Origin of the sequence: Helicobacter equorum (assembly GCF_900198655.1) — a bacterium.
Lineage (GTDB): Bacteria > Campylobacterota > Campylobacteria > Campylobacterales > Helicobacteraceae > Helicobacter_F > Helicobacter_F equorum.
Window position 1 is genome coordinate 1 of sequence record NZ_FZPO01000002.1, and the last position, 22,238, is coordinate 22,238.

Sequence of the window (22,238 nt, forward strand, 5' to 3'; positions counted from 1 at the left end):
TTAGGTTCTCCGCCACTCTCCGGTAAATGATGAATAAAAGCCAATGTAATAAAACCAGATTCTGTCAAAGTCTGTGCATATAACCCAGAAGTCTGTCCTTTTAGCGCACTAAAAGGACACTAATTGTGATAGCAGGAAATTTTTTGGATATGCAATCTTAGGGATATACAAATCCCCCAATTAGCGTAATCCCGTAGCGATTTTTAAAATGCACTTTTTGTGTTTGCACCTTTTGGCTTTTTGCAAAAGGCTTATCTCAAGAATCCACATTCTGTGCCATCATCACACCTCCAAATATACAAATATGTGCTACAAATGCCTGTAAAACATTCATACGATCTTCTATACAAACAGCATAAACCTTATTACAGGTTTTAAAAAATGGATTTAAAAGATGAGAATTACTCTAAGTCAAGAGCTATATGAATTATTTTGCAAATATTATGGAATATACACCTAAGGCGATATTTTTATAAAAGCTACGATACAGGGTGAAAAATATGGAGTGTTGCAAGTAGGGGTAAGTGTGAATTTTTAAAGTTATGAAAATACAGAATCTCCCATATGGAAGATTCTGTATTTGGGCTAGATTCTCATCAAGGCTTATGATATATCTTTAAGAAGAATCTTTTGTGTATCCATAATCCCAACACCTCTATTTAATACATTTGTAGCAATATCTTGCGCTTCTTTTAGAGAATGCATTGCATATGTGCCACATTGATATTTGTTGGCTTCAGGGATTGTATCAACCTTGAGAATATCTCTCATACTTGCTTCCCACGCATCTTTGACACTTTCATCACTAGGCGCACCTATGACGCTCATATAAAACCCTGTGCGACAACCCATAGGCGATATATCGATAATCTCTGTCTTAGTATCGTTGAGGTGATCGCGCATAAATCCCGCAAAAAGATGCTCAAGCGTATGAATCCCTTTTTCGCTCAAAATCTCTTCATTTGGCACACAAAAACGCAAATCAAAAACACTCACCTTATCACCCTTTGGTGTTTGCATTGTCTTTGCCAAACGCACCGCTGGAGCTGGCATAATGGTATGATCAACTTTAAAGCTATCTAATAATGGCATTTTCTCTCCTTAAAATCTATATATAAAATCGTATTGTAGCATTTTTTATAGTATTCTCTTTAGCTTTAAGCTATAAAAGTTTATAATGTAAAACTTTGAGGGAGGCAAGTGTGCTGGTGTGCGCCTTGGGCTTCAAACCCAAAGAAGGGCTAGGTGTCTAGCTCTTGGGGAGTTCGATTCTCTCGCCTTCTCGCCAAAGGTTTGCATACAACATTCTCTAGCAAGGAAGCCTATGGAATCTCAACTTATGAGTTTAGCAATACAAACATATAAAATCACTCTTATTCTTTCATTGCCTATGCTTTTGGCTGGACTTATCGTAGGGCTTTTGGTAAGTATTTTCCAAGCCACTACCCAAATCAATGAGATGACTCTAAGCTTTGTCCCAAAAATCTTGGCAGTTGTGGCAGTCATTATCTTTACTATGCCGTGGATGATTGGCATGATTACGGATTATACGACTATGCTTTTTAATATGATTGCAGATATTAAGTTTTAATGCATACGCGCATTATTGATTTTTCTAAATATTCAAGTTTGCGTGTGGGTGCACCCATAGAGGTGCAGGTTTTGGAATCTCCGCACGAATGCCTACAGATATATGGGCATATCATCGGCAAAGCAAATAATCTCCTTGTTTCTCCACACGCATCAAATCTGTATATGCTAGATAAACATTTTTCTTTTATCCATATAGAATCTACATGTGTGCATATCGGTGCTGCGATGAGTTCTGGGCAAATTTATAGTTTTTTCAAAAAACACGATCTTGGTGGTATGGAATTTTTGCAAGGTTTGCCCGGATCGCTTGGTGGGATTATCAAGATGAATGCCGGACTAAAGGATAAACGCGGTGGGATGCACGAAATAGATAAAAGGCTTTTGGAGGTCAATATAAATGGCATATGGATACCAAGCCATAAATTAGGCTTTGGGTATCGCAAAAGTGCTATTGAAGGCGTGATTTGTGCAGCAAAGATTCACAAAATCAAGGGCTTTAAGCATGAACTTACACAAGATTTCTTATCATTGCGCACTCATCACCCCAAAAAACCAAGTTGCGGAAGTTGCTTTAAAAATCCCATAGGAGATTATGCTGGGAGACTTTTAGAATCTGTAGGGCTTAGAGGTTTTAGAGTTGGTAATATGGGCTTTGCACAAGAACACGCAAATTTTTTAGTGAATCTAGGGAATGGAACATTTGAAGAAGCTATCAAGCTTATTGACATAGCTAAAAAACGCGTTTTTGAATCTAGTGGCATAGAGTTAGAATGTGAGGTGCAGATTATCACATAACAACATTAAAATGTAACCTCTAGTCTAGATAATCCCAAACTAGAGGTTACATTTTTAGAGGACTAACTATTCTACGCGCTTACACATTGTCCATCGGCTTTTTGAAGTGCTGGATTTGATGCTTTTTAATTTCTACAGGAACGCCATCCATTTATTGAGCCATAAACCGGAAGTTGGGTGTGATTAATCCCCAAGCCATAGCGTTGAGTATCACCATAGCTAAAGAGTCGCCCTTGAAGCATTTTATCAGGGCTATATCCACGCTATTAAAATTTCATAATGTCTCCTTAACAAATTATTAAATAGGATCGTTTGATATTTTTGGAAATTTTCCTAGCAATTTCAAACCAATTTTTTGCCACAATGAAAGTTTTTTGCGAGAATGTGCTAACAAAAGCGCAAGAATCTCTTTGCGACGAAACATTATGGCACAATTAATAGGCGTCAAGCCCAAACCATTATCTTCATCAGGGTTTGCACCATATGCAAGTAATAACTCTGCCATTTCTTTGTAGCCCTTAAAGCACACTCCAGCTAAAGGTGTTTGGGCTTTATCATTTTTCTTATCGACTTCTGCCCCTCTTTGCAACAACATTTCTGCAACCTCAAAACTATTATTGTATGCAGCTAACATAAGCAAGGTATTCCCTTGATGATTTGCTAAATTCACATTTAAGCCGGCATTTAGCATTATCTCTAGTGAATGTTTATCATTGCTACGAGCAAAATCAAAACTTTGAGCAATAAATTTTTCTAATTCTTCTTCTTGATGTGTCAACTTTAACTCCTTATTTGTGCTAAATTTTGAATATCAAAAATTAGCACAAAATTACAAACTCTTGTTTAGAATCTCAACTACAATTACTTCATTGAGATTCAAAAGCATTCTCATACAAAATGCACTATTTCACAAGTGCGCTAATAGCTTTAAAATGTGGGTCTTTAGAATCTAACATGCTACCAAAAAGCACAGATTCTGTATTGATGATTTTTGCACCTTGAGTTGCCATCAGCGAGATCGCATTATTATGATTGGTATCATTACGGGAGCTTAGAGCATCTTGAACAACCCACACATTAAAATTAAGCATAAGTGCATGCAATACACTTTGCAAAATACACACATGACTCTCAATCCCGAAAATAACAAGATTTTTACACGCAGTTTGCACGACACACGAAGTGATCCCCTCATCACCAAAAATACTAAACGTGCTTTTTTCTCTTAGCACACATTGAGGAGTTTGGGATTGCACATCGCGTGAATCAAAAGATTCTATGCGTGTAAAGACAATACTAGAATCTGTCACACCCAATCCCTTTGGATACTGCTCGGTAACAAGAATTTTGCTCCCTAGAATCTGTGCACCCTGCAAAAGAGTATTGGTATTTTTTACCACTTCAGACTTTCGTGCCATAACAGGCAAAAGTCGCTCCTGTATATCAATGCACACAAAAAGCGAATCTGTAGGATCTAAAAGCGCTTGTGTAAAAGATTGCATCACATAATCCTAGAGTTGTGAGACAATAGCTTGCGTATCACGCGCAATTACAAGCTCCTCATTAGTTGGTATCACGCATACCTTGACTTTAGAATCTGATGTAGAGATGATCGCTTCTTTTCCACATACTTTGTTTGCCTCTGTATCAAGTTTCACACCCAAAAAGTCCAAATGATCCACAATCATACCACGTATGAAGTTGGCATTTTCACCCACACCTGCGCAAAAACTAATAGTATCAACGCCAATAAGCACCGCACAATATGATCCGATATATTTCACTACACGATACGCAAAGGCTGCACGAGCAAGTTTTGCACGCTCATCACCTTTGAGATCTGCATCAAGCAAATCCCTAAAATCACTTGAAAGTCCAGAGATTCCAAACACACCGGATTTTTTGTTAAGAATATTCACAATAGCTTTGGTATTAAGTCCCTCTCTATCAGCGATATAATCCAAAATAGCAGGATCTAAGTCCCCGCTTCTTGTGCCCATAATAAGTCCCTCAAGCGGTGTAAGCCCCATACTTGTATCAATACATTTACCATTTTTGATCGCAGCAATCGATGACCCATTACCAAGGTGACAAGTAATAATCTTTGAATTATGATAATCAAGCCCCAAAAACTCCGCTGTGCGTTGTGAAACAAACTTATGACTAGTCCCATGAAACCCGTATCGGCGAACTTTGTGTTTTTCATACCATTCATATGGCACACCATACATAAAGGCTTTGGCAGGCATAGTTTGGTGAAATGCTGTATCAAAAACTGCTACCATAGGAGTATCTGGCATAAGTTTTTGGCATGCTCTAATGCCTGTGATATTTGCTGGATTATGTAATGGTGCTAGTGCTGAACAATCTTCAACATGCTTAATCACATTTTCATCAATAAGCACAGATTCTTTAAAATACTCTCCACCATGCACAACCCTATGTCCAACAGCTGCTATTTCCTGAAGTGAGTTAATGACACCATGTTTTTTATCCGTGAGAGCTTCAAGGACCATAGATGCTGCTTTTTGGTGATTTGGTATTGCCTCTTTTTTCTCTATTTTTTCACCATTTTTCTTGTAATTTAGCACACTACCCTCAAGTCCAATTCTATCGCACATACCAGAAACAATCGCTTTTTCTGTCTGCATATCAATAAGTTGAAATTTAAGTGAAGAACTTCCACAATTAATAACTAAAACTTTCATATTTTCTCCTTTATGTGTATTGTTATATGTATCTATGCTTGTGCTTGTAATGCTGTAAGTGCCACAACACCCACGATATCATCGCTACTGCAACCGCGTGACAAATCATTAACCGGTGCTGCCATTCCCTGTGAAATAGGACCATATGCCTCTGCTTTTGCAAGTCTTTGCACAAGCTTATAGCCGATATTGCCCGAATCCAAATCTGGAAACACAAGCACATTCGCCTTTCCTGCCACTTTTGAACCCTTTGCTTTAGAAGCACCAATGCTTGGCACAATGGCTGCATCAAGTTGCAATTCTCCATCAATGGCAAGATCTGGTGCAAGGTTTTGAGCGATTTTAGTCGCTTCCCTTACTTTATCGATATGTGGGTGATTAGCGCTACCATAAGTAGAATGACTTAACATCCCCACAAAAGGTTCACTTTTTGTAAGCGCCTTAAATGTGTGTGCAGATGCTACCGCAATATTCGCAAGTTCCTCTGGCGTTGGATCTTGGCAAAGTGCACAATCTGCAAACACAAATGTCCCATCTAGTCCATATGCACAATCTGGCACAATCATCACAAAACATGATGAAACAATCTTAGAATCTTTTGCAGTCCCAATAATTTGCAATGATGGACGCAAAACATCAGATGTAGCGTGCAAAGCTCCTGCTACCATACCATCAGCTTTTTTTGCTTTTACCAATGCTACACCAAAATATAGCCAATCTTTGGTGAGTAATTCTCTAGCTTTTTGTGCATCCATACCTTTGTGTCCACGAAGATCGACAAAAAGCTCGACAAATTCCTCAAGCAATGATGTATTATTTGGATTAATGAATTGTGCTTTTTGCAGGTTAAGGCTAGAATCCATAGCCTTTATCTGATGTTCATCACCAAGCAAAACAATATCAGCAAAACCTTCCTCTAAAATCTTATGCGCTGCCTGCAAGGTACGGATATCGCTTGTCTCTGGTAAGACAATTGTTTTTTTATCAGCTTTTGCTTTTTGTTTAATGCCTTCAATAAAACTCATATCTAATCTCCCTTTATTGTAGTTCTTAATTTACATACTAAAACAGCTAAATTAATAACTTTCTTATTTACAAAAACAGAATCTATCAAAATGGAAATTTTTACCCATTTTGCACAATATATATTTTTATATGCATAGAGAATCTATGCAATATGGGATTTTATAAGGGATGATAGAAAAAGGTAACATGGGGAAAAATGATATTTATTAAAGAGGATTACACCAAAGTTTAGTGAAAAATTACATTATCCTAATAAGTCCAAGAGACTTATTAGGTATATAGTTATTGTGCGCTCGCTTCTAGCTCGATAGCGATAATTACCTTATCACTTACAGAGTTATCAGCAGTATTTTCGCCCACATTGAAATCTTTACGATTAATTTCACCTTTGAGTGATATAGAAATTATATCTTTGCCTGTTTTTGGGTGTTTAATCGGTCCGCCTATTTCTGTATCAAATACAACATTTTTCACCACATCACGAATTTTCAGATCAGCATACACTTTACCTTTTTCAAACTTTGTCATATTCAAGGTTGCATCTGGAAATTTTTTAGAATCAAAAAAATCTGGTGCATTGAGGTGTTTGTCCCGCATATTGTTATCGGTATTGATATCTGCAATCGCTACCTTACCATTGAATTTAGTAAGGGCTTTACCATCAAACTCAATCTCACCACTAAATTTTTTAAAATTCCCTTTTACTTTGCTCACCATCAAATGCTTTACTTCAAATCCCACCGATGAATGTGTAGAATCTATCACATAAGTTGCCGCACTTATACTTCCAAAAGCCACTGCCAAAGCCATCACAAAAGCCTTCATTGAAATCTCCTTCAAGTTTAATAAGAATCTATGCTTAAGATTCACGAATGCATTATAACACATTATTCCAAAAATCGCATAACACCATACCACACCCACACACAAACCCAAAATGTGAGTGCTAAAAATTGCACGGCACTACCCATGTCTTTGGCTTTTTTGGCAAGTGGGTGAATCTCTATCCCAGTATAATCTACTGCGTTTTCGATCGCAGAATTTATAAGCTCAACCATAAGCGCAAGAAAACAAGGCAACAAAAGCAATACGCCCTCTTGCCAATCTCGCGCTATCCACAAAGCTAATGGGACAAAAATCACACACAATCCCACAATTTGACGAAATGCTACTTCATCACTCCAAGTAGCTCTAAAGCCATTTAGTGAATACAAAAACGCATTCCAAATACGCTTTAGTCCCTTTTTACCTTTTTTGTCATTGCGAGTATTTTTGCTACATGTGTTATGCAAATGAGTGCTATGGTGGGTATTTGATGTTTCGTTATTTGTATAGTGCATGTCTTGCATTAGCGTTTCCCAAAATCTAAACTAAAATGTGTCTGTATGTCAATGGGACTCATTTGAAAAATATCTTTCCATTTAAAAGATATTTGTGGTGTTTTAGCATACATGTCATACCAAATTTCTTGAATTCTATCATCTATGCACACATCGCCAATAATTCTCGCCATATTAGCTAGGGCATTATCTAGTTCTTTTGTTTGGGAATTTTGTGCTTGTTGATAGCTAGATTCTATAAGGGCAAACATTACACTATAAAACTGCATATCTTCTTCAGAAGCTCCATAAAAGGCACTTAGAGATTGTTTGAGGCTTGGGGATTTGAGAGAAATATGATCGGAAATAGGCATTACCTCAAGATCTTGTAATACTATATTGCGCTGTTGTGTGTCTTTAAACATTTTGATAATTTCATGAAGGGTGCTTGATTGAAAATTAGGGTGAATAAAGGCAAGATGCGTATCTGCCACAGACTGCATATCGCCTGCTTGCGCATTGCATGTTATGTTTGTATCAAGCATAGAATCTATAAAATTGATTGTACTAACGCATTTTGCGTGGAATTGCCTCCCAAGAACAGCTATGTCGGATTCTACCTCAATATTTGCGTGCGTTTTGCTACCACCAAAACTAACTACCAAATCACTAAAACCCACAACACTAAGAGTGGATTGTGTGTCCAAAGATTCTGTATCTTGCGCTCCAAAGTGCTTGTTTATGGCAAGTTGTGTCGTTTTGCATACGATTGTTGTGCTTCCTTCACACACAAAAGGACGATATTCAAGTTGTATATCTTGTGTATTTTGGGATTGCAAAAATGTGTTAAGTTCATGTTCCATCACGCGACTCATTTGTGATGTCAAGATTTTGGTAGCGACAAAAAGTCCCACGATAATAATCACACTCACACCGACAATGATAAAAATTGTCTTTTTTTTCATTCCTTTCTCCTTATGTGCTAAAACACTAGCTATTTCATTTTTATTTGGATTTGACTAAACGACGTAGCTTGACATAAAATTTCATCCACTCATCAAGCTCCATAAGTGGATGACCACCCCATTTTGTATTTGGTGGGAGATTTTTACCCACCGCACCGCGTCCTGCGACTTGCACAAAATCACCAATATGAATATGCCCCCCAGTGCCAGCCTGACCTCCCATCACAACATTACGCCCTGTGGTAGTAGAACCAGCCAAGCCTACTTGTGAGACAAGCAAAGTATGCTCTCCCACCTCACAATTATGACCAATTTGCACGAGGTTATCAATTTTGCTCCCTTTCTTGATAATAGTCTCCCCAAAAACCGCACGATCGATAGCATTGTTTGCGCCAATCTCTACATCATCTTCTAGCACCACACACCCATTATGCTCAATCTTGATGTGTTCGCCATTTTTGGTATGTGCATAACCAAAGCCATCACTTCCTATGACACTTCCAGCGTGGATTCTCACACGATTTCCAATCTTGGTATCACGATAAATTACGACATTAGGAAACACAACACAATCTTCACCAATCTCCACATTATCACTAATCACCACACCAGCCAAAATCTCACTACGCGCACCAATGTGCACATTTGCTCCGATAAAGGCATTTGGTGCGATTTTTATACTAGATTCATATGTATTGGCATAATTTTGCATAGGGTTTGCAAATTCAGGCTTTGCAAAACATACAGAGAGATATGCAAAAGCTAAATGTGGATTTTCTACCTCTAAAATCTGCATAGAATGTGGGACATTGCCCTCCAAAGCCTGCATAAAACTAGTGCGCACTAGCACCGCACCTGCCTTAGAGGTAGCAAGTTTAGGAATATATTTATCCTGATCAATATAGCTTATGTGCGTTGAGGAAGCAGATTCTAAAGGAGCAATACCACTTATAATAAAATCCTCTCCCTTGTAATGATGTATAGTGTGAATCTGTTTAGATTCTAAAAATTGTATGGCTTGATAGACACGCATAAGGCAATCCTTGGGGTTTTGTAAAAGTAGGCATTATACCTTAAAATTCTCATTACACTAATTTTGTTTTGAAACAATCTGAAATGGCGCTTCCCGCAACATCTGCCCAAAGGAAAATACAAGTCCTGTCATAATATTGCTTCCACTACGATCAAAATATTTGCCTTGTAACATATATAGCTTAAAAAATGGTGCTATGGTAATTTTTTTGTAAAGATTAAGATCATAACGCACTTCAAGCTCTAGGTAATATTTAGGATCATAGTCATTAGAAGTGGCGGTATAAAGATAATCCCGCGCATGCATTTCATAATGGAGTTTGCCACTATTTTTAAATTGTTTCTCAAGCGCAAACCCCAATTCCAAACCAAAGCTTTGTGCATTTGTGCTAGCATTAAAATCTTTTTCTCCAAACATCGTAAGCGCAAAATCCTTAAGCACCATGCCACTAAAAACTTTCACTCCCACATTGGCACGTACAATCTGTCGCCTACCAAACTCATTAGAAGCCACAAATTCTGTCTGATAGGAAATCTTGCTATGAGGACCAAGCTCAAAATACAAACTTGGTATGCCCAAAAACTCTTCAAATTCCCAAATCCTTTGTGTATAATCCGAGCTCAATAAAATGCGATCAAGGTTTTTGTTACTAACGCTTGGGGCATTTGCTGGGAAAATGATTGTTTGTCCATATTCTGTCAAAAGTGTATTAAAGATGACAAAATTTGGCGTGTAATAATCCATACCAAGATTCAAATATCCCTGTGCAATCATCTGTGAATCACCCTGCAAACGCGTGTCTGCAGATACGCTATAAAGCTCTTGATTACGCAAAGAAGTTGAGGAAAAATTAAGCGAAATACGCCGTAAATCAACCTGCCAACCAATTTTTTGCTCTTTGTAAATTGCTTCCTCCTCACCAAAAAGCAAAGCCTGATACACTACTAAAGTGATGAGGAAAAGTGTAACAAGTCGTATCATTTGTTATGCGAATTTTTGGAGGTGTGTATAGCATGAATCTTATCAAGCCATTCATTGAGTGTTTTTTCAAATCCCTTGTCTGTGCGCTCAACAAAATGTTGTGGTGTGGCAAGATATGTTTGTGTAACATAACCCCCAAAATCATGCGGATACAGATACTCCTTGCCATCAGGAAGAATATTAGGCACAATTGGCAAAATATTGCCTTTTGCAATAGAATCTAGGGCAGCATTTATTGCCTTATATGCTGTGTTTGATTTGGGTGAAGAAGCGAGGTAAATCACGCATTGTGAAAGAATAATGCGAGATTCTGGATAGCCAATCTTGCTTACTGCTTGCATGGTGGAAGTTGCTAGGTTTAGTGCATTTGGATTAGCATTACCTATGTCTTCACTTGCTAAAATCACAAGACGACGTGCGATAAATTCAGGGTTTTCACCACCTGCTATAAGACGCGCAAGATAATAGATGCTCGCATGCACATCACTGCCACGTATGGATTTAATCATCGCAGATATAAGATTATAATGTGTGCTATCCTCACTACTTCCGTCATTGAGACTAAAGGGACGCATAGCTTTTAGGGTGTCTATAGTGATAGGATCTATATCGAGCACCGCATCAAGTAAGTTCAACATTGCACGCCCATCGCCCCCACTGGATTCTATAAGATACTCATAACTTTGTGAATCTAGTGCACATGGATAAAGACTAAGTGCCTTATCAAGAAGTTTTGTGAGATCCAAACGCGAAAGAGGTGTAAATTCAAACAAAAAACACCGCGATCGTATAGCATTTGTTAGAGTATAAAAAGGATTAGTCGTGCTAGCCCCAAGCACCAACACTTGACCATCTTCCATAATAGGTAGCAAAAATTCTTGCTGTGCTTTATTGAGGCGGTGAATCTCATCAATAAATACTGCACATTTATACAAAGAATTTTGATACTGAAGCACAAAAGCCTTTAGATTCTCTAACTTAAAGGCGGTGGCATTAAAATAGCCTATCTCATATTCAAGCATTTGGCAAATAAGTCGTGCTAATGTCGTCTTGCCACAACCAGGGGGTCCATAAAAAATACAATGAGGTGGAGTTTGGGAAAGAATGTTTTTATACAAAGGCGTATCTTTGCCAATAATATGTGCTTGTCCTATAAATTCATCAAGATTCTTAGGGCGCAAGACATTGGCAATATTTTTCATGCACACTACTTTTTAAACAAAATCACTTCATAAGAACTCTCTTTAATCTTGAGTTCTTTTTGAGAAGAGGTTTTACTACTTTCGCGTAATTCTTCAATGATGCTATCAAGTTCATCAAGTCGCTCTTTTAAACGCAAAATAATATCCACACCTGCAAGATTCACACCAAGATCTCGCGTAAGTCGCAAAATCGTTTTTATTTTGTCAATATCGCGTTGGGAGTATAAACGCATTTTTCCATCGGTGCGTCCCGGCGCAATCAATCCTTCTTTTTCATATTGGCGCAAGGTTTGTGGATGAATCTCTAAAATCTTTGCCACAACACTGATAAGATACACAGGTTCATCATAGCTATACATTGATATCTCCTAGTCTGTAAGTTGAGTTTGGAGCATTTCTTTAAGTTCTGGACTTAAATCCTCTACTTTAGGCAATATCACCTTGATACGCAAATACAAATTCCCTATATGCTGTGTTTTTCTGTTTTTTAATCCAAGCTCTTTGATACGGAGCTTTTGTCCGTTTTTGGTATTTTGTGGGATAGTGATAATGATGTCTTTTTGTAAGGTGCTTACTTTCATCTTACCGCCAAATAACGCAAGCTTGAGTGGGACTTCTATGTTTTTTAACAAATCATCGCCATCTATGCTGTATTCTGGATTTGGTGCGACACGCACTTTAAGAAGTAAGTCTCCTGTGCCATAGCGCGTTTTTGCACCCTTACCCTTTAGCCTAATAGTCTCATTATCTCGAATACCAAATGGAATCTTAATAGTAAATTCCCCACCTTTACCGCTATAATGATAACTACCACCAAGCAAAGCACTCTCAAAAGGAATTGTGATAGAATCTAAAATATCATTATCCACTCCGCCACCAAAACCTCCAAATCCGCCACCAAAGGAACTATAGAAATTTTGACTTGTCCCAGCACCAAAGCCCCCTTGCCCAAAGATATGCGACAAAATATCATTAATGTCCATATTACCCTGTGCACTTCTAAAGTCATGAAAGCTTTGTCCCCCAAACATAGAATCTCCGAATCTATCGTATTGGGCTTTTTTATTCTCATCACTCAACACTTCATATGCTGCATTAATTTCTTTAAATTTATCCTCTGCACCAGGTTCTTTATTGATATCGGGGTGATATTTTCTTGCAAGTTTCCTATATGCTTTTTTGATCTCATCAGCACTTGCATGTTCTGATATTTCTAATGTTTGGTATAAACTTTTTGCCATAAAAACTCCTTAATGATGAATCTACATAAAAGATACGCTATAAAATTTAGTGAAAGTATATCATAAAACTTTAGTATTATGTAATCAAGTTTAATACACTTATTGACTTTTAAGAGTGAAAAAAAATATAATGCAAACGCTTAGAATCCATTACATATGGGAGTGGTGATGAAATTTAGCAAGATCAAAGATTATGCGATGGTTGGTAGCATAGGTGTGGCAGTAACGTTTGCAATGTATGGGTGCGAAGATTCTAATGCCAAAGATTCTTCAATACTCCAAAATGCACAAAAAAATGGTGCATTTGTTATCATAGAAGAACAACAAGATGGTAGTTATAAAATCCTTGAAGAATATCCAAGCAATACCACACGGGTGCTTTTAAAAACATTAGATGGTCAAGAGCGTATGCTAAGTGATGAGGAAATATCCCGACTCATCGCCCAAGAGGAGCGCAAAATTGACGCTGGAACAAGCGAACTCACTAATCCAAATTCTGGGGGACTTGGACTTGGTGGAGCAATCCTCGCATCAGCAGCTGGAGCAATCTTAGGAAGCTATATCGGCAACAAACTTTTTAATAATCCAAACTTCCAAACCAATGCACAACGCAATTATAAATCCCCACAAGCCTATGAGAGAAGCAAAAATAGCTTTTCTAACAAAAGCACTTCAAGCAGTGGATTAAAAAGCACTAGCGGTCGTAGTGGATTTTTTGGCAATAATTCTAGCAATAGTGGGCGCGTGGGTGGCTCTAGCGTAATGGGTGGATAAATAGATGTTACAAGGCATACTTTTAGAAATAGATACAGAAAACAAACAGGGCAAAATCGAACAAGCAGTCAATAAACGACAATATCTTTTTAATCTCGATTTATGGGAAGGCAAAGCGGATGAACTTTGCAAAAATGCTGAAATAGAGTTTGATGTAGAAAAAGCACGTGTTATCAAAATACGCCCCAAACCAAAACCCATAGATCCCAATGAAATCCCCGTAACCAAATCCGCACAAGAATGTATCACCGAATTTTTTGAGCGAGAAAATACTATTTTGCAAAACTATAAAGATTTTATGGAAAATCATCCGCGCCTTGATTTTTTGCGATCGCAACGCTTTATTCTCACAGCATATAATGACTTATGTGAAATGGATGGCACACTCGCCAATCCTGCCCTCAAAAAACTGCGTCAAGAAATCTTAGCGCTTTATAAAGAATTTGAAAACTATGTCAAAAAAACAGAATATTCGCTTGAATATTCGTTTGAAAAGATTTTTTTAAATCGCCAAAGTGCCTATCTCAAAGCACAAAACCTTATAGAAACAACTAAAGCTTCTCTTAATAACGCACAAGCCCAAGTCCGCCCTTTGAGCAAAGAACTAGAAGAATCCGAATTTGCACTCAAAAACTCTAGTAACAAGCATTCTAAGGATTTTCAAGAGCTAGAAAAAGACGTCAAAGCTATGCGAAAACACTATGTAGATTTGGTGAATTTTATTGCGGTACAAAAAGATCTCTTGGTAAAAACTACAGATCGCCTAAAAAATTTTAGACAACAACATCTCCAAGAATTTTCCGAAGTTTTTACTCCAATGAAACAAGATATAAAAGAGCATTTTATCATGCTTCTTGATACTAAAGCCTATGATTTAGATTCTGTGTTGTGGCAGAGAGCAAAACGCAGCGAAGTGATTAAGCGATTTTTCCGTGATGCAGGGATTGAAGGTGGTTATAGCTCAAAAACTTTCTTACATTATTTTTTACGCGGACTTGACAAAAGCAAACTCTCGCCACGTAGTAAAGAACTTTTTAATCTTTTGCGTTATTTGGAAGAAGTTAGCAAAAGAAATATTCTCATTATTAGAGAATCTAGTGCGGACTTGCACCGAGATAAGCAGATTATCGAAAAAGTGGATTCTTGTCTCTCCATAGCTACCGAACAAAAGATGATCCCTGCATTTAATGAATTATGTGCAAATAAATACGACATTGTTGTGATGGATTGGCGCAATGAAAATGTTAGTGCGCTAGATTTTATTCGTAAATTCAAAATAACCAAAAAAGATGCGAAAATAGAATTTATTATCCTCATGCCAGAATCTAAAGATTCTGATTTTATACTCAAGGCACGGGATTTAGGTGTGCAGTTTTTTGTGCCTGCACACGATGGAGGCTTACTTGCAGAATCTGTGCGAATGGCGATCTAGTAGCATTCACCACAGATTTGATAATGTCGTAAAAACGCAAGATCCACGCCCTCTAATAAGCCTTTGTCTTGTAACCCTTGTATAACTTCCTTGCTACAATCAGTTTCTTTTGGCCATTCCCTATGATACCCATCTAGTGCATTTTTATCAGTAGCATCGATAAGCACCACGCCTTCTTGCACCCAAATATCGCGTTTTGCATCGATATTGTTTGTAATCCTCCACACAAGCATGTAAGGATTTGAGAGATTATTTTTGTGGCAATCTACCAAAAAGACTATACGCACATTCTGTGCGAGTGCTCCCAAAGAAGTAGCGCTAATAAGTGTTTTTAGGCTACTAGATTGTTTTTGCACACTCCATACACAAAGTGGATTATATGTGCGCGGAAAATACTGTTTAACCCCCTCTACAAATGGGAAAAGTTCTTGAATCTTATTGTGCAAAGGCATATCTTGTATAAACACAATCTTAGAATCTATTTCTTCTCCCATAGCCTGCACACCGAGCTTGCCACCTCTAGCAAAATTTGGACTTGAGTGATCAAGGGCGTCACAAACCCCCTCGCTAATAAGCATACAATCTGTGCTAAAACGATTTAGCACATAATGCCCAAATGCCTCATAATCTTGAAGATCTGGAGCATTTTCATCAACAAAAATGGCATGTTTGACAAAACTCATTTGTCCCACACCCCAAAAAGCGTGCATAAGCTGCATAGCGTGAGCTGGATACTGCGGTGCAAGTTTAGCAAATATGAGGTTATGAAACACGCCATTTTCAGGCATATGATAATCCTCTAAGCCATGTGTGGTCATCTGCAACAATGGTAAGAAAATGCGCTCTGTAAGATACCCCATGTATTTGTCTTCAAGTGGTGGTTTGCCAACAACCGTGGCCGGGAAAATAGGATTTTTTTTCATCGTAATAGCACTTACTTCAAGCACAGGATAAGATTCTATAGGCGTATAAAATCCCGTATGATCACCAAATGGTCCCTCATCACACATAGTATTAGTATCCACCCAACCCTCAATCACAATATCTACATCACAAGGCACATACAAATCATTTGTTAGACACTTACTCACCCTTGGTTTTTTGCCTCGTATAAAACCATAAAGCATAAGCTCATACATACCCATAGGTAGCGGTGCTTGACCACACCAAATATATAGCGGATCGCCACCTAATGCAATACTTACAGGCATTTTTTGTCCAGCTTTTTTGTATTCGTGAAAGAAATGATGTGAATCTTTATGAATCTGCCAATGCAATCCAAGATGATTTTTGTCATAAATTTGCAAACGATACATACCGAGGTTTTTTTTCTTACCATCAAGACTTTGAGTATAAACCTGCCCCATAGTAATAAATGGTCCGCCATCGTGTTCCCAAGTCGTGAGGATTGGCAACTCATAGAGATTAATCTCTTGCTGGATTCTTTCTTGAAATGGTGGTGTACGTGATATTTTTTTGGGAAACACATGACGCAATGCAAAAAGTTCTTTAGCTTTTTGCAAGATTTGCATAGCACCCTTTGGTGGAGTAAATTTTAATAACGCAGCGATATTTTTGGCTATGGCATTTGGATCTTTTTGGATAAGAAGAGTAAGTAATCTATGGGATCCAAAAACATTCATCAACACAGGAATATCAAAAGTCTTATTTGCTTTTTTATCGACTGGATGTGTAAAAAGGAGAGCTTTAGAATCTGATTTTTTAACTTCTAAATACGCAAGATGTGGAATTTCTAAATAAATATCTAAGGGCGTATCAATGATACGCAATGCATCATGTGTTTGTAGATATTTGATGAGTTCGTGTGTATCGTGAAAATTTTCCATACATGCCCCCAAAATTTTTGGAGGCATTGTAACAAAGCGACCTTAAAAATGCAAGCCTAACAAAACTTGCACATTATGCATCGCAAAACTTGTGTTTGTACCAACAATATCTGGATTTTGGTATGTGTACTGGAGACTTACTGCAAGAGGGATAAGTACTGGTTTTAGTTTGACACCCACATTATATGATGTTGTATCACTAAAGGTTTTGCTAAATGTTGATTTATTTACCCCAATATAAGGCGTGAGACGCAATACAACTAAGCCAAAATTATGACCAAGTGAAGCCCCTATTTGTGTATTGGTGTAAGCACTAGTCCCATTGGCTTTCTCATAAGAATCCCATTTTACCTGAGGAGCCACTACCCAACCAAATGCACCAAGCCATACACGCGCATATGCACCATAATTCATTGGTGTGTAATTATCCTCTTTACTGGACACAACTTTTCCAGCGCTGACACCAAGCTCTGGACTTATCTCAAAACCTGCAAACTCTACTGCAGAAGCCAAACTAGCACCTAAACCTAATGCTAAAAATAACTTTTTCATACATAAACTCCTCTAAATCTAAAATTTTCACCAATGAAACTTATGGCGAAACTTCGCGATCATAGCACAAAAGTAATAAAAAGCAACATATCCCTTAAGAATACCTAGTAATTGAGTGAGATTGTATAGAAATTTGGCTACAATAAAGACAAAAGCACATAGGAGGGTAAGATGACAATTCAAGATAGTAAAATGTATTTTAACCGCGAATTATCGTGGCTTCGCTTTAATACGCGTGTGCTCAATGAAGCAACAAATCCACGTATGCCATTTTTGGAGCAACTAAAATTTGTGGCAATTTATGGCACGAATCTTGATGAGTTTTATATGATACGCGTAGCTGGATTAAAGCGCCTGTATACAAGTGGTATTACCGAAACAGCAGCTGATAAACTCACTCCCCTACAACAACTAACAAGTATACGAAAATACCTCCATGCAGAGCAAAACACGCTAGAGAAAATTTTTCACACGATAAGAGATGCGTTAAGCAAAGAAAACCTTCACATTAAGCAAGTCAAGGATTTAAGCACGCAAGAGAAAAAACTTCTAAAAGAATATTTTCTCACTCAACTTTATCCAGTTATTGTCCCTGTGCTTGTGGATTCTACGCATCCATTCCCACATCTTAACAACCTCTCATTTGCTATAGCACTCAAATTTAAATCCCAAGATGATGTCTTGCGTTATGGCATTATCCGAATTCCTCGTATTTTACCACGATTTTTTGAAATCCAAAGTGGTGTATTCGTGCCTGTAGAGGATATAGTTGGTGAATTTGCACAAGAATTTTTTAATGATTATAAGATTCTTAGTTACACGCCTTTTAGGATAACACGAAATGCAGATATGGAAATCGAGGAGGAGGAAGCTGATGACTTTTTCCAAATTATGAGTGAAGGGATTAAAACGCGCCGAAAAGGTGAAATTGTGCGTTTGGAGATTGGCGATAATGATGCAGATTTGATAACATTTGTCAATGCCAACATCAAGGTAGATTCACAAGATATCTATGTATATAAAACAACATATTTACTTAATCTTAGTGGTTTGTGGCAAATCGTGGGAAGCAAAGATTTTGCCCATCTCACACTACCGCCAATAAATCCAAAGATTTTACCACCACTAGAGAGTAGTACCGATATTTTTACCACACTAAACAATAATGACACGCTCTTATTCCACCCATACGAAAGTTTTGATTCTGTGGTGAATTTTATTCAAAGCGCAGCAAAAGATCCTGATGTTGTGAGTATTCGTATGACACTCTATCGCGTGGGCAAAAATTCACCCATTGTGCAGGCTCTCATCGAGGCAGCTGAAAACAATAAGCAAGTAACTGCGCTTGTCGAACTCAAAGCGCGTTTTGATGAAGAAAATAATCTCCATTGGGCTAAAAGTCTAGAATCTGCAGGAGCACATGTGATTTATGGGATTCCAGGATTAAAAGTCCATGCAAAAATTGCGCTTGTCATAAAGCGTGTCAATAATGCACTCAAAGAATATATCCATCTTAGCACAGGTAACTATAATCCAGGCACTGCCAAAATCTATACTGACCTTTCTTTACTCACAAGCAATACAGACATCGCCAATGATGCCCTAAAGCTTTTCCATGCACTCTCCACAGGCAACGCCTACAAAACCGAGCTTAGCAAACTAAAAATAGCTCCCACACAAATAAAAACCGAATTGCTTCGCCTTATTGATAATGAACGCCAAAATGGCGAACAAGGGCGAATCATAATGAAAGCCAATGCCTTTGTTGATATGGATATTATCCGCGAGCTTTATAGAGCTTCACAAGCAGGGGTAAAAATTGATCTTATCGTGCGTGGAATATGTTGCCTAAGACCTAAAGTAAAAGGCGTGAGTGAAAATATCCGCGTCATTTCTATTGTGGGTAAATACCTAGAGCACGCTAGAATCTATTTTTTCAAAAATGCGCCAACACCTATTTATTTTGCCTCCGCAGACATTATGCCACGCAACCTTGAACGCAGGATAGAGATTCTCACGCCTGCCGTTAATGAAAAAATTGCGCATAAATTGCTTGAGATTATCACTATTCAGCTCAAAGATAATCTCCAAGCTCACGAGCTCCAAAGCAATGGCGAATACACAAAGCTCACCCCAACGCAAGATTCTATCAACGCACAGGAAGTTTTTGAAGAAATGACAAATATGCTATACAAAAATGAAAAAAGTGCCAAAGCCCTAAAGCTTATTAAGCGTATGATGGGCGAGAGTTAATAAAGGATAAAAAGTTAAAAGTCAAAAATCCCAAAGAAATAAGCAAAAGGGGCTAAAACAGAATCTACAAATACACAATGCTACACTTTAACCTTTAAAACTTAGGATTTTTATCAATAACCTTATGTAGCGAGGTTGTATTTAAGCACTACGACAAACCCCTGGTTGTGTTGTAATTTTGGGAAATTCTTTGAGGCATCTTTGATAGCCTTAATTGAGTCTTCATTAAATGCTTCATATTGCGAGGGTTGTATCACATTGATATTATCCACTCTACCATCTGTATAGACATCAAATTCCACCGTTACTTCACCCTCAATACCGCGTTTACGTAGCATAAATGGGTGCTGTTGTTTTTGGGTGATTGCACTTTGAATCTTGTCATACAACTCATTATATTCTCCGTCATTTTTAGCAGTGCGCTGCACAACATCACCGGAATTTTGCTCATTGGCTTGCTTAGCATTCATAGATTCTGAAATCTGCTCCACAATTTCTTGGGGCACTGGATTATGGGCTTTTTGTGTCAAGGGCTTTGGTTGTTGTTTTTTTTGAATCTTGCTTGGTTTTGGAGTAGGCTTTGGCTGGATATCTTGTTGACTAGGAGTTTGTATCGTAGCAAGTGCGAACGTGATAGTATCAATACCATTTTGGGCAACTTGTATAGGCTGGAATTTTTCAAGGATTAGATACATAAACAATGTATGCAACAATAAAGACGCAAAAAATCCTATCTTGCTTGGGGTAAGAATCTTATCGCTGTTGTGATGTGGCAATGCTAACATTTTCATGTCCTTTCTCCTTTAGTATATCTGCAACTTGCACAAATATATCAAACTTAGAATCTTTATCAATTTCAAGCTTTAGTAAGACCTTGGAATCTAACGCAAAAATCTTATCTCTAAGCGTCGATAAATCCACGGGCATATTTTCAAAAAAAATATTGCCTTCTTTATCGATACTAAGCAAACTTGTGGGTGCATCACTTGGCATTGATTGTTGATTAGAGTTTGGCAATTCCACTTTGATTTGCCCTTGTGCGATAAAAGTCGAGACACTTAGCACAATTGCGAGTAATACAAGCATCACATCAATAAGTGGAATCACATTTAATCCATCTTTTTTAGGAAGCCTCATTGTGCATTATCCCCATTATGCGTATGCTTGGTTTTTGTGCAAAAGACTTGGAATCTATTGAGATACACATCAACCTTACGCAAAAAAACATTATAAACAATAAGTGTAGGAATAGCAACCAAAAGTCCTAACGCAGTCGCTTTAAGCGCAGTAGAAAGCCCTATCATAATGCTTTTGGCATCAAGCCCACCACTCACACCCATATCATAAAAGGTAATCATAATCCCTACAACCGTGCCCAAAAGCCCAATATAAGGGGCATTAGAATAGATAATATAGAGTGCTGTAAGATTTTTGCTTAATGCTTCTTCTAGCTCTTCTTTTGTTGTGTAATGCTCGATTTTGAGTTTGGCATAAAACAGAGTGCGCTCAATACTCAACCACACAACTAAAAAGCTCATAAGTCCCAAAATAGCAAAGATAATATGATCGATGTATTCCTTGAGTAGCTCCATAGCCTTACACACTCCTTATGATAATGACTTCCATAATCCCTACGAACTAGGCGGAATTTTATAAGAATAATTCTTAAAATAAGTTTAGTAATTACTAACCCTTGTGCAAGGGCTATGAGAGCTCTGTTGCTAAATCCCGAAGTGCTTTAGCTATGGGCGATATTTTTAATGCAAACATCCCTAAAAATCTATCTTATTTCCACATATCACTCGTTGCCAAGAGACACAAAGCTTTATGTTTTTTTTGATTTTTGCACTATAATTACACTTTTTGTTATAGGAATTTCCATGCAAGAATACCATCGTAACCTTGAATATGTGTATATTTTTACAGGAGGTGGTGGAATGATACAACCCCAACACTTTTACTTGCTGGAATATCGCCTCTACAAGCCCTAGCAACAAACAAACTTCAAAGCTCTTTTAGGAGCTTTTTGGCAACTTTGCAGTGTTACAAAAGTATATATTAGTATAAAATCCAAAAATACCCTTGTAGCCATTGCTTTCTTTTTTTTTGCAGTAATTAGGCACAATTGCTGTGCAATTTCTTTAGATAGATTTTCTCTCAAAAATCTTGCTTTTTTTGATTCTTGTCTTTGGATTATATTTTTTATTTTCACCAAGTATTTAGAGACGTAGAAAAAACGAAAAAATTTAATCCTGCATATTTAAGTCTTGTAATTGCTGTTGTTTTTTATGTATGGATTTTTTAGACCCGGAATAGAATCATTTTTATGCTTATATTGATTGTGGTTAGCGTTTTTGGGGTTATGCAAAGCTTGAGTGAGGCAAAACTTTATAATTTCTCTACAAATCTCACTTTGTTGATTTTTTGTAATTGGTGGGCATACGCTTTGGGGTATTGGACTTCTCATGGCTTTAGGACAATTTATTGGAGCAAATCTTGGATCTAAAATAGCAATCC

23 protein-coding genes, 1 tRNA gene and 1 pseudogene are annotated in these 22,238 nt (G+C 37.6%); 6 read left to right on the forward strand and 19 right to left on the reverse strand.

Annotated elements, in window-relative coordinates:
• Positions 1-603: 603 nt before the first annotated feature.
• Positions 604-1,092 (reverse strand): S-ribosylhomocysteine lyase, encoded by a 489-nt coding sequence (gene luxS, locus C6H22_RS00275; RefSeq protein ID WP_104693362.1) that lies wholly within the window; start codon positions 1,090-1,092, stop codon positions 604-606.
• Between the two features lie 99 nt (positions 1,093-1,191).
• On the opposite strand from luxS, the gene C6H22_RS08580 reads away from it, so the two are divergent.
• The 3 genes from C6H22_RS08580 (at position 1,192) to C6H22_RS00285 (ending at position 2,388) form a co-directional block, all read left to right on the forward strand.
• Positions 1,192-1,288, forward strand: a tRNA-Sec gene (locus C6H22_RS08580).
• Between the two features lie 36 nt (positions 1,289-1,324).
• A complete protein-coding gene (gene fliQ, locus C6H22_RS00280) occupies positions 1,325-1,591 on the forward strand; it encodes a flagellar biosynthesis protein FliQ (RefSeq protein WP_104693363.1) in 267 nt (88 codons plus the stop codon).
• Positions 1,591-2,388 (forward strand): UDP-N-acetylmuramate dehydrogenase, encoded by a 798-nt coding sequence (locus C6H22_RS00285; RefSeq protein ID WP_104693364.1) that lies wholly within the window; start codon positions 1,591-1,593, stop codon positions 2,386-2,388. The genes fliQ and C6H22_RS00285 overlap by 1 nt, the downstream gene beginning before the upstream one ends.
• Positions 2,389-2,552: 164 nt before the next feature.
• Here the strand turns inward: C6H22_RS00285 and C6H22_RS00290 are convergent.
• The 13 genes and pseudogenes from C6H22_RS00290 to C6H22_RS00350 form a co-directional block, all read right to left on the reverse strand.
• Positions 2,553-2,648 (reverse strand): annotated as a pseudogene (locus C6H22_RS00290) (catalase); the annotation flags it as partial.
• A gap of 38 nt (positions 2,649-2,686) precedes the next feature.
• Positions 2,687-3,166 carry an ankyrin repeat domain-containing protein gene (locus C6H22_RS00295; RefSeq protein WP_104693365.1) on the reverse strand — a complete coding sequence of 160 codons (480 nt, stop codon included), beginning with the start codon at positions 3,164-3,166 and terminating at the stop codon, positions 2,687-2,689.
• Between the two features lie 124 nt (positions 3,167-3,290).
• Positions 3,291-3,890, reverse strand: coding sequence for an isochorismatase family protein (locus C6H22_RS00300; RefSeq protein WP_104693366.1), 600 nt, complete (start codon positions 3,888-3,890; stop codon positions 3,291-3,293).
• A 9-nt stretch (positions 3,891-3,899) separates the two neighbouring features.
• Positions 3,900-5,096: an acetate kinase gene (locus C6H22_RS00305; RefSeq protein WP_104693367.1), complete on the reverse strand. Its 1,197-nt coding sequence runs from the start codon at positions 5,094-5,096 to the stop codon at positions 3,900-3,902.
• 32 nt (positions 5,097-5,128) lie between these two features.
• Complete coding sequence (gene pta, locus C6H22_RS00310) at positions 5,129-6,121, reverse strand: phosphate acetyltransferase (protein WP_104693368.1); 993 nt, start codon at positions 6,119-6,121, stop codon at positions 5,129-5,131.
• A 283-nt stretch (positions 6,122-6,404) separates the two neighbouring features.
• On the reverse strand, positions 6,405-6,947 hold the full coding sequence (locus C6H22_RS00315; protein WP_104693369.1) for a YceI family protein: 543 nt from the start codon (positions 6,945-6,947) through the stop codon (positions 6,405-6,407).
• Between the two features lie 62 nt (positions 6,948-7,009).
• A complete protein-coding gene (locus C6H22_RS00320) occupies positions 7,010-7,414 on the reverse strand; it encodes a diacylglycerol kinase (RefSeq protein ID WP_233706969.1) in 405 nt (134 codons plus the stop codon).
• Between the two features lie 56 nt (positions 7,415-7,470).
• On the reverse strand, positions 7,471-8,406 hold the full coding sequence (locus tag C6H22_RS00325; protein WP_104693370.1) for a hypothetical protein: 936 nt from the start codon (positions 8,404-8,406) through the stop codon (positions 7,471-7,473).
• Between the two features lie 40 nt (positions 8,407-8,446).
• A complete protein-coding gene (lpxD, locus tag C6H22_RS00330) occupies positions 8,447-9,439 on the reverse strand; it encodes a UDP-3-O-(3-hydroxymyristoyl)glucosamine N-acyltransferase (RefSeq protein WP_104693371.1) in 993 nt (330 codons plus the stop codon).
• A 57-nt stretch (positions 9,440-9,496) separates the two neighbouring features.
• Positions 9,497-10,420 (reverse strand): hypothetical protein, encoded by a 924-nt coding sequence (locus C6H22_RS00335; protein ID WP_104693372.1) that lies wholly within the window; start codon positions 10,418-10,420, stop codon positions 9,497-9,499.
• A complete protein-coding gene (locus tag C6H22_RS00340; protein ID WP_104693373.1) occupies positions 10,417-11,622 on the reverse strand; it encodes a replication-associated recombination protein A in 1,206 nt (401 codons plus the stop codon). The genes C6H22_RS00335 and C6H22_RS00340 overlap by 4 nt, the downstream gene beginning before the upstream one ends.
• Before the next feature lie 5 nt (positions 11,623-11,627).
• Positions 11,628-11,981, reverse strand: a complete 354-nt coding sequence (locus tag C6H22_RS00345) for a heat shock protein transcriptional repressor HspR (RefSeq protein WP_104693374.1) — start codon at positions 11,979-11,981, stop codon at positions 11,628-11,630.
• 9 nt (positions 11,982-11,990) lie between these two features.
• Entirely contained in the window at positions 11,991-12,863 is an 873-nt protein-coding gene (locus C6H22_RS00350) for a DnaJ C-terminal domain-containing protein (RefSeq protein WP_104693375.1), read from the reverse strand.
• A gap of 168 nt (positions 12,864-13,031) precedes the next feature.
• Between C6H22_RS00350 and C6H22_RS00355 the strand changes: the two genes are divergently transcribed.
• Positions 13,032-13,637 carry a UPF0323 family lipoprotein gene (locus C6H22_RS00355; RefSeq protein ID WP_199769777.1) on the forward strand — a complete coding sequence of 202 codons (606 nt, stop codon included), beginning with the start codon at positions 13,032-13,034 and terminating at the stop codon, positions 13,635-13,637.
• 4 nt (positions 13,638-13,641) lie between these two features.
• The gene (locus C6H22_RS00360) at positions 13,642-15,069 is read left to right on the forward strand and encodes a response regulator (RefSeq protein WP_104693377.1); all 1,428 of its coding nucleotides are present in this window, start codon (positions 13,642-13,644) and stop codon (positions 15,067-15,069) included.
• On the opposite strand, the gene C6H22_RS00365 is transcribed toward C6H22_RS00360, so the two are convergent.
• On the reverse strand, positions 15,066-16,916 hold the full coding sequence (locus tag C6H22_RS00365) for a menaquinone biosynthesis decarboxylase (RefSeq protein WP_104693427.1): 1,851 nt from the start codon (positions 16,914-16,916) through the stop codon (positions 15,066-15,068). The genes C6H22_RS00360 and C6H22_RS00365 overlap by 4 nt on opposite strands.
• Before the next feature lie 42 nt (positions 16,917-16,958).
• Positions 16,959-17,468 (reverse strand): hypothetical protein, encoded by a 510-nt coding sequence (locus C6H22_RS00370; RefSeq protein ID WP_104693378.1) that lies wholly within the window; start codon positions 17,466-17,468, stop codon positions 16,959-16,961.
• Positions 17,469-17,639: 171 nt separating this feature from the next.
• On the opposite strand from C6H22_RS00370, the gene C6H22_RS00375 reads away from it, so the two are divergent.
• A complete protein-coding gene (locus tag C6H22_RS00375) occupies positions 17,640-19,721 on the forward strand; it encodes an RNA degradosome polyphosphate kinase (RefSeq protein ID WP_104693379.1) in 2,082 nt (693 codons plus the stop codon).
• Positions 19,722-19,843: 122 nt separating this feature from the next.
• Here C6H22_RS00375 and C6H22_RS00380 read toward each other — a convergent pair whose 3' ends face one another.
• Genes C6H22_RS00380 through exbB form a run of 3 tightly spaced genes read right to left on the reverse strand, consistent with a single transcriptional unit; the run spans position 19,844 to position 21,313 of the window.
• A complete protein-coding gene (locus tag C6H22_RS00380; protein WP_104693380.1) occupies positions 19,844-20,512 on the reverse strand; it encodes a TonB family protein in 669 nt (222 codons plus the stop codon).
• A complete protein-coding gene (gene exbD, locus C6H22_RS00385; RefSeq protein ID WP_104693381.1) occupies positions 20,475-20,858 on the reverse strand; it encodes a TonB system transport protein ExbD in 384 nt (127 codons plus the stop codon). Before exbD ends, C6H22_RS00380 begins: the two co-directional genes overlap by 38 nt.
• Positions 20,855-21,313, reverse strand: a complete 459-nt coding sequence (gene exbB, locus C6H22_RS00390) for a TonB-system energizer ExbB (protein WP_104693382.1) — start codon at positions 21,311-21,313, stop codon at positions 20,855-20,857. Before exbB ends, exbD begins: the two co-directional genes overlap by 4 nt.
• Between the last annotated feature and the right edge of the window lie 925 nt (positions 21,314-22,238).

Excerpts from the sequence above, each read along its gene's own strand:
- C6H22_RS00370 (WP_104693378.1), bottom strand. The coding sequence starts at position 17,468 with ATGAAAAAGTTATTTTTAGCATTAGGTTTAGGTGCTAGTTTGGCTTCT.
- exbB (WP_104693382.1), bottom strand. The coding sequence starts at position 21,313 with ATGGAGCTACTCAAGGAATACATCGATCATATTATCTTTGCTATTTTG.
- C6H22_RS00325 (WP_104693370.1), bottom strand. The coding sequence starts at position 8,406 with ATGAAAAAAAAGACAATTTTTATCATTGTCGGTGTGAGTGTGATTATT.
- C6H22_RS00360 (WP_104693377.1), top strand. The coding sequence starts at position 13,642 with ATGTTACAAGGCATACTTTTAGAAATAGATACAGAAAACAAACAGGGC.
- C6H22_RS00375 (WP_104693379.1), top strand. The coding sequence starts at position 17,640 with ATGACAATTCAAGATAGTAAAATGTATTTTAACCGCGAATTATCGTGG.
- pta (WP_104693368.1), bottom strand. The coding sequence starts at position 6,121 with ATGAGTTTTATTGAAGGCATTAAACAAAAAGCAAAAGCTGATAAAAAA.
- fliQ (WP_104693363.1), top strand. The coding sequence starts at position 1,325 with ATGGAATCTCAACTTATGAGTTTAGCAATACAAACATATAAAATCACT.
- exbD (WP_104693381.1), bottom strand. The coding sequence starts at position 20,858 with ATGAGGCTTCCTAAAAAAGATGGATTAAATGTGATTCCACTTATTGAT.
- C6H22_RS00365 (WP_104693427.1), bottom strand. The coding sequence starts at position 16,916 with ATGGAAAATTTTCACGATACACACGAACTCATCAAATATCTACAAACA.
- C6H22_RS00345 (WP_104693374.1), bottom strand. The coding sequence starts at position 11,981 with ATGTATAGCTATGATGAACCTGTGTATCTTATCAGTGTTGTGGCAAAG.
- luxS (WP_104693362.1), bottom strand. The coding sequence starts at position 1,092 with ATGCCATTATTAGATAGCTTTAAAGTTGATCATACCATTATGCCAGCT.
- C6H22_RS00300 (WP_104693366.1), bottom strand. The coding sequence starts at position 3,890 with ATGCAATCTTTTACACAAGCGCTTTTAGATCCTACAGATTCGCTTTTT.
- C6H22_RS00350 (WP_104693375.1), bottom strand. The coding sequence starts at position 12,863 with ATGGCAAAAAGTTTATACCAAACATTAGAAATATCAGAACATGCAAGT.
- C6H22_RS00380 (WP_104693380.1), bottom strand. The coding sequence starts at position 20,512 with ATGAAAATGTTAGCATTGCCACATCACAACAGCGATAAGATTCTTACC.
- C6H22_RS00340 (WP_104693373.1), bottom strand. The coding sequence starts at position 11,622 with ATGAAAAATATTGCCAATGTCTTGCGCCCTAAGAATCTTGATGAATTT.
- C6H22_RS00315 (WP_104693369.1), bottom strand. The coding sequence starts at position 6,947 with ATGAAGGCTTTTGTGATGGCTTTGGCAGTGGCTTTTGGAAGTATAAGT.
- lpxD (WP_104693371.1), bottom strand. The coding sequence starts at position 9,439 with ATGCGTGTCTATCAAGCCATACAATTTTTAGAATCTAAACAGATTCAC.
- C6H22_RS00335 (WP_104693372.1), bottom strand. The coding sequence starts at position 10,420 with ATGATACGACTTGTTACACTTTTCCTCATCACTTTAGTAGTGTATCAG.
- C6H22_RS00305 (WP_104693367.1), bottom strand. The coding sequence starts at position 5,096 with ATGAAAGTTTTAGTTATTAATTGTGGAAGTTCTTCACTTAAATTTCAA.
- C6H22_RS00285 (WP_104693364.1), top strand. The coding sequence starts at position 1,591 with ATGCATACGCGCATTATTGATTTTTCTAAATATTCAAGTTTGCGTGTG.
- C6H22_RS00355 (WP_199769777.1), top strand. The coding sequence starts at position 13,032 with ATGAAATTTAGCAAGATCAAAGATTATGCGATGGTTGGTAGCATAGGT.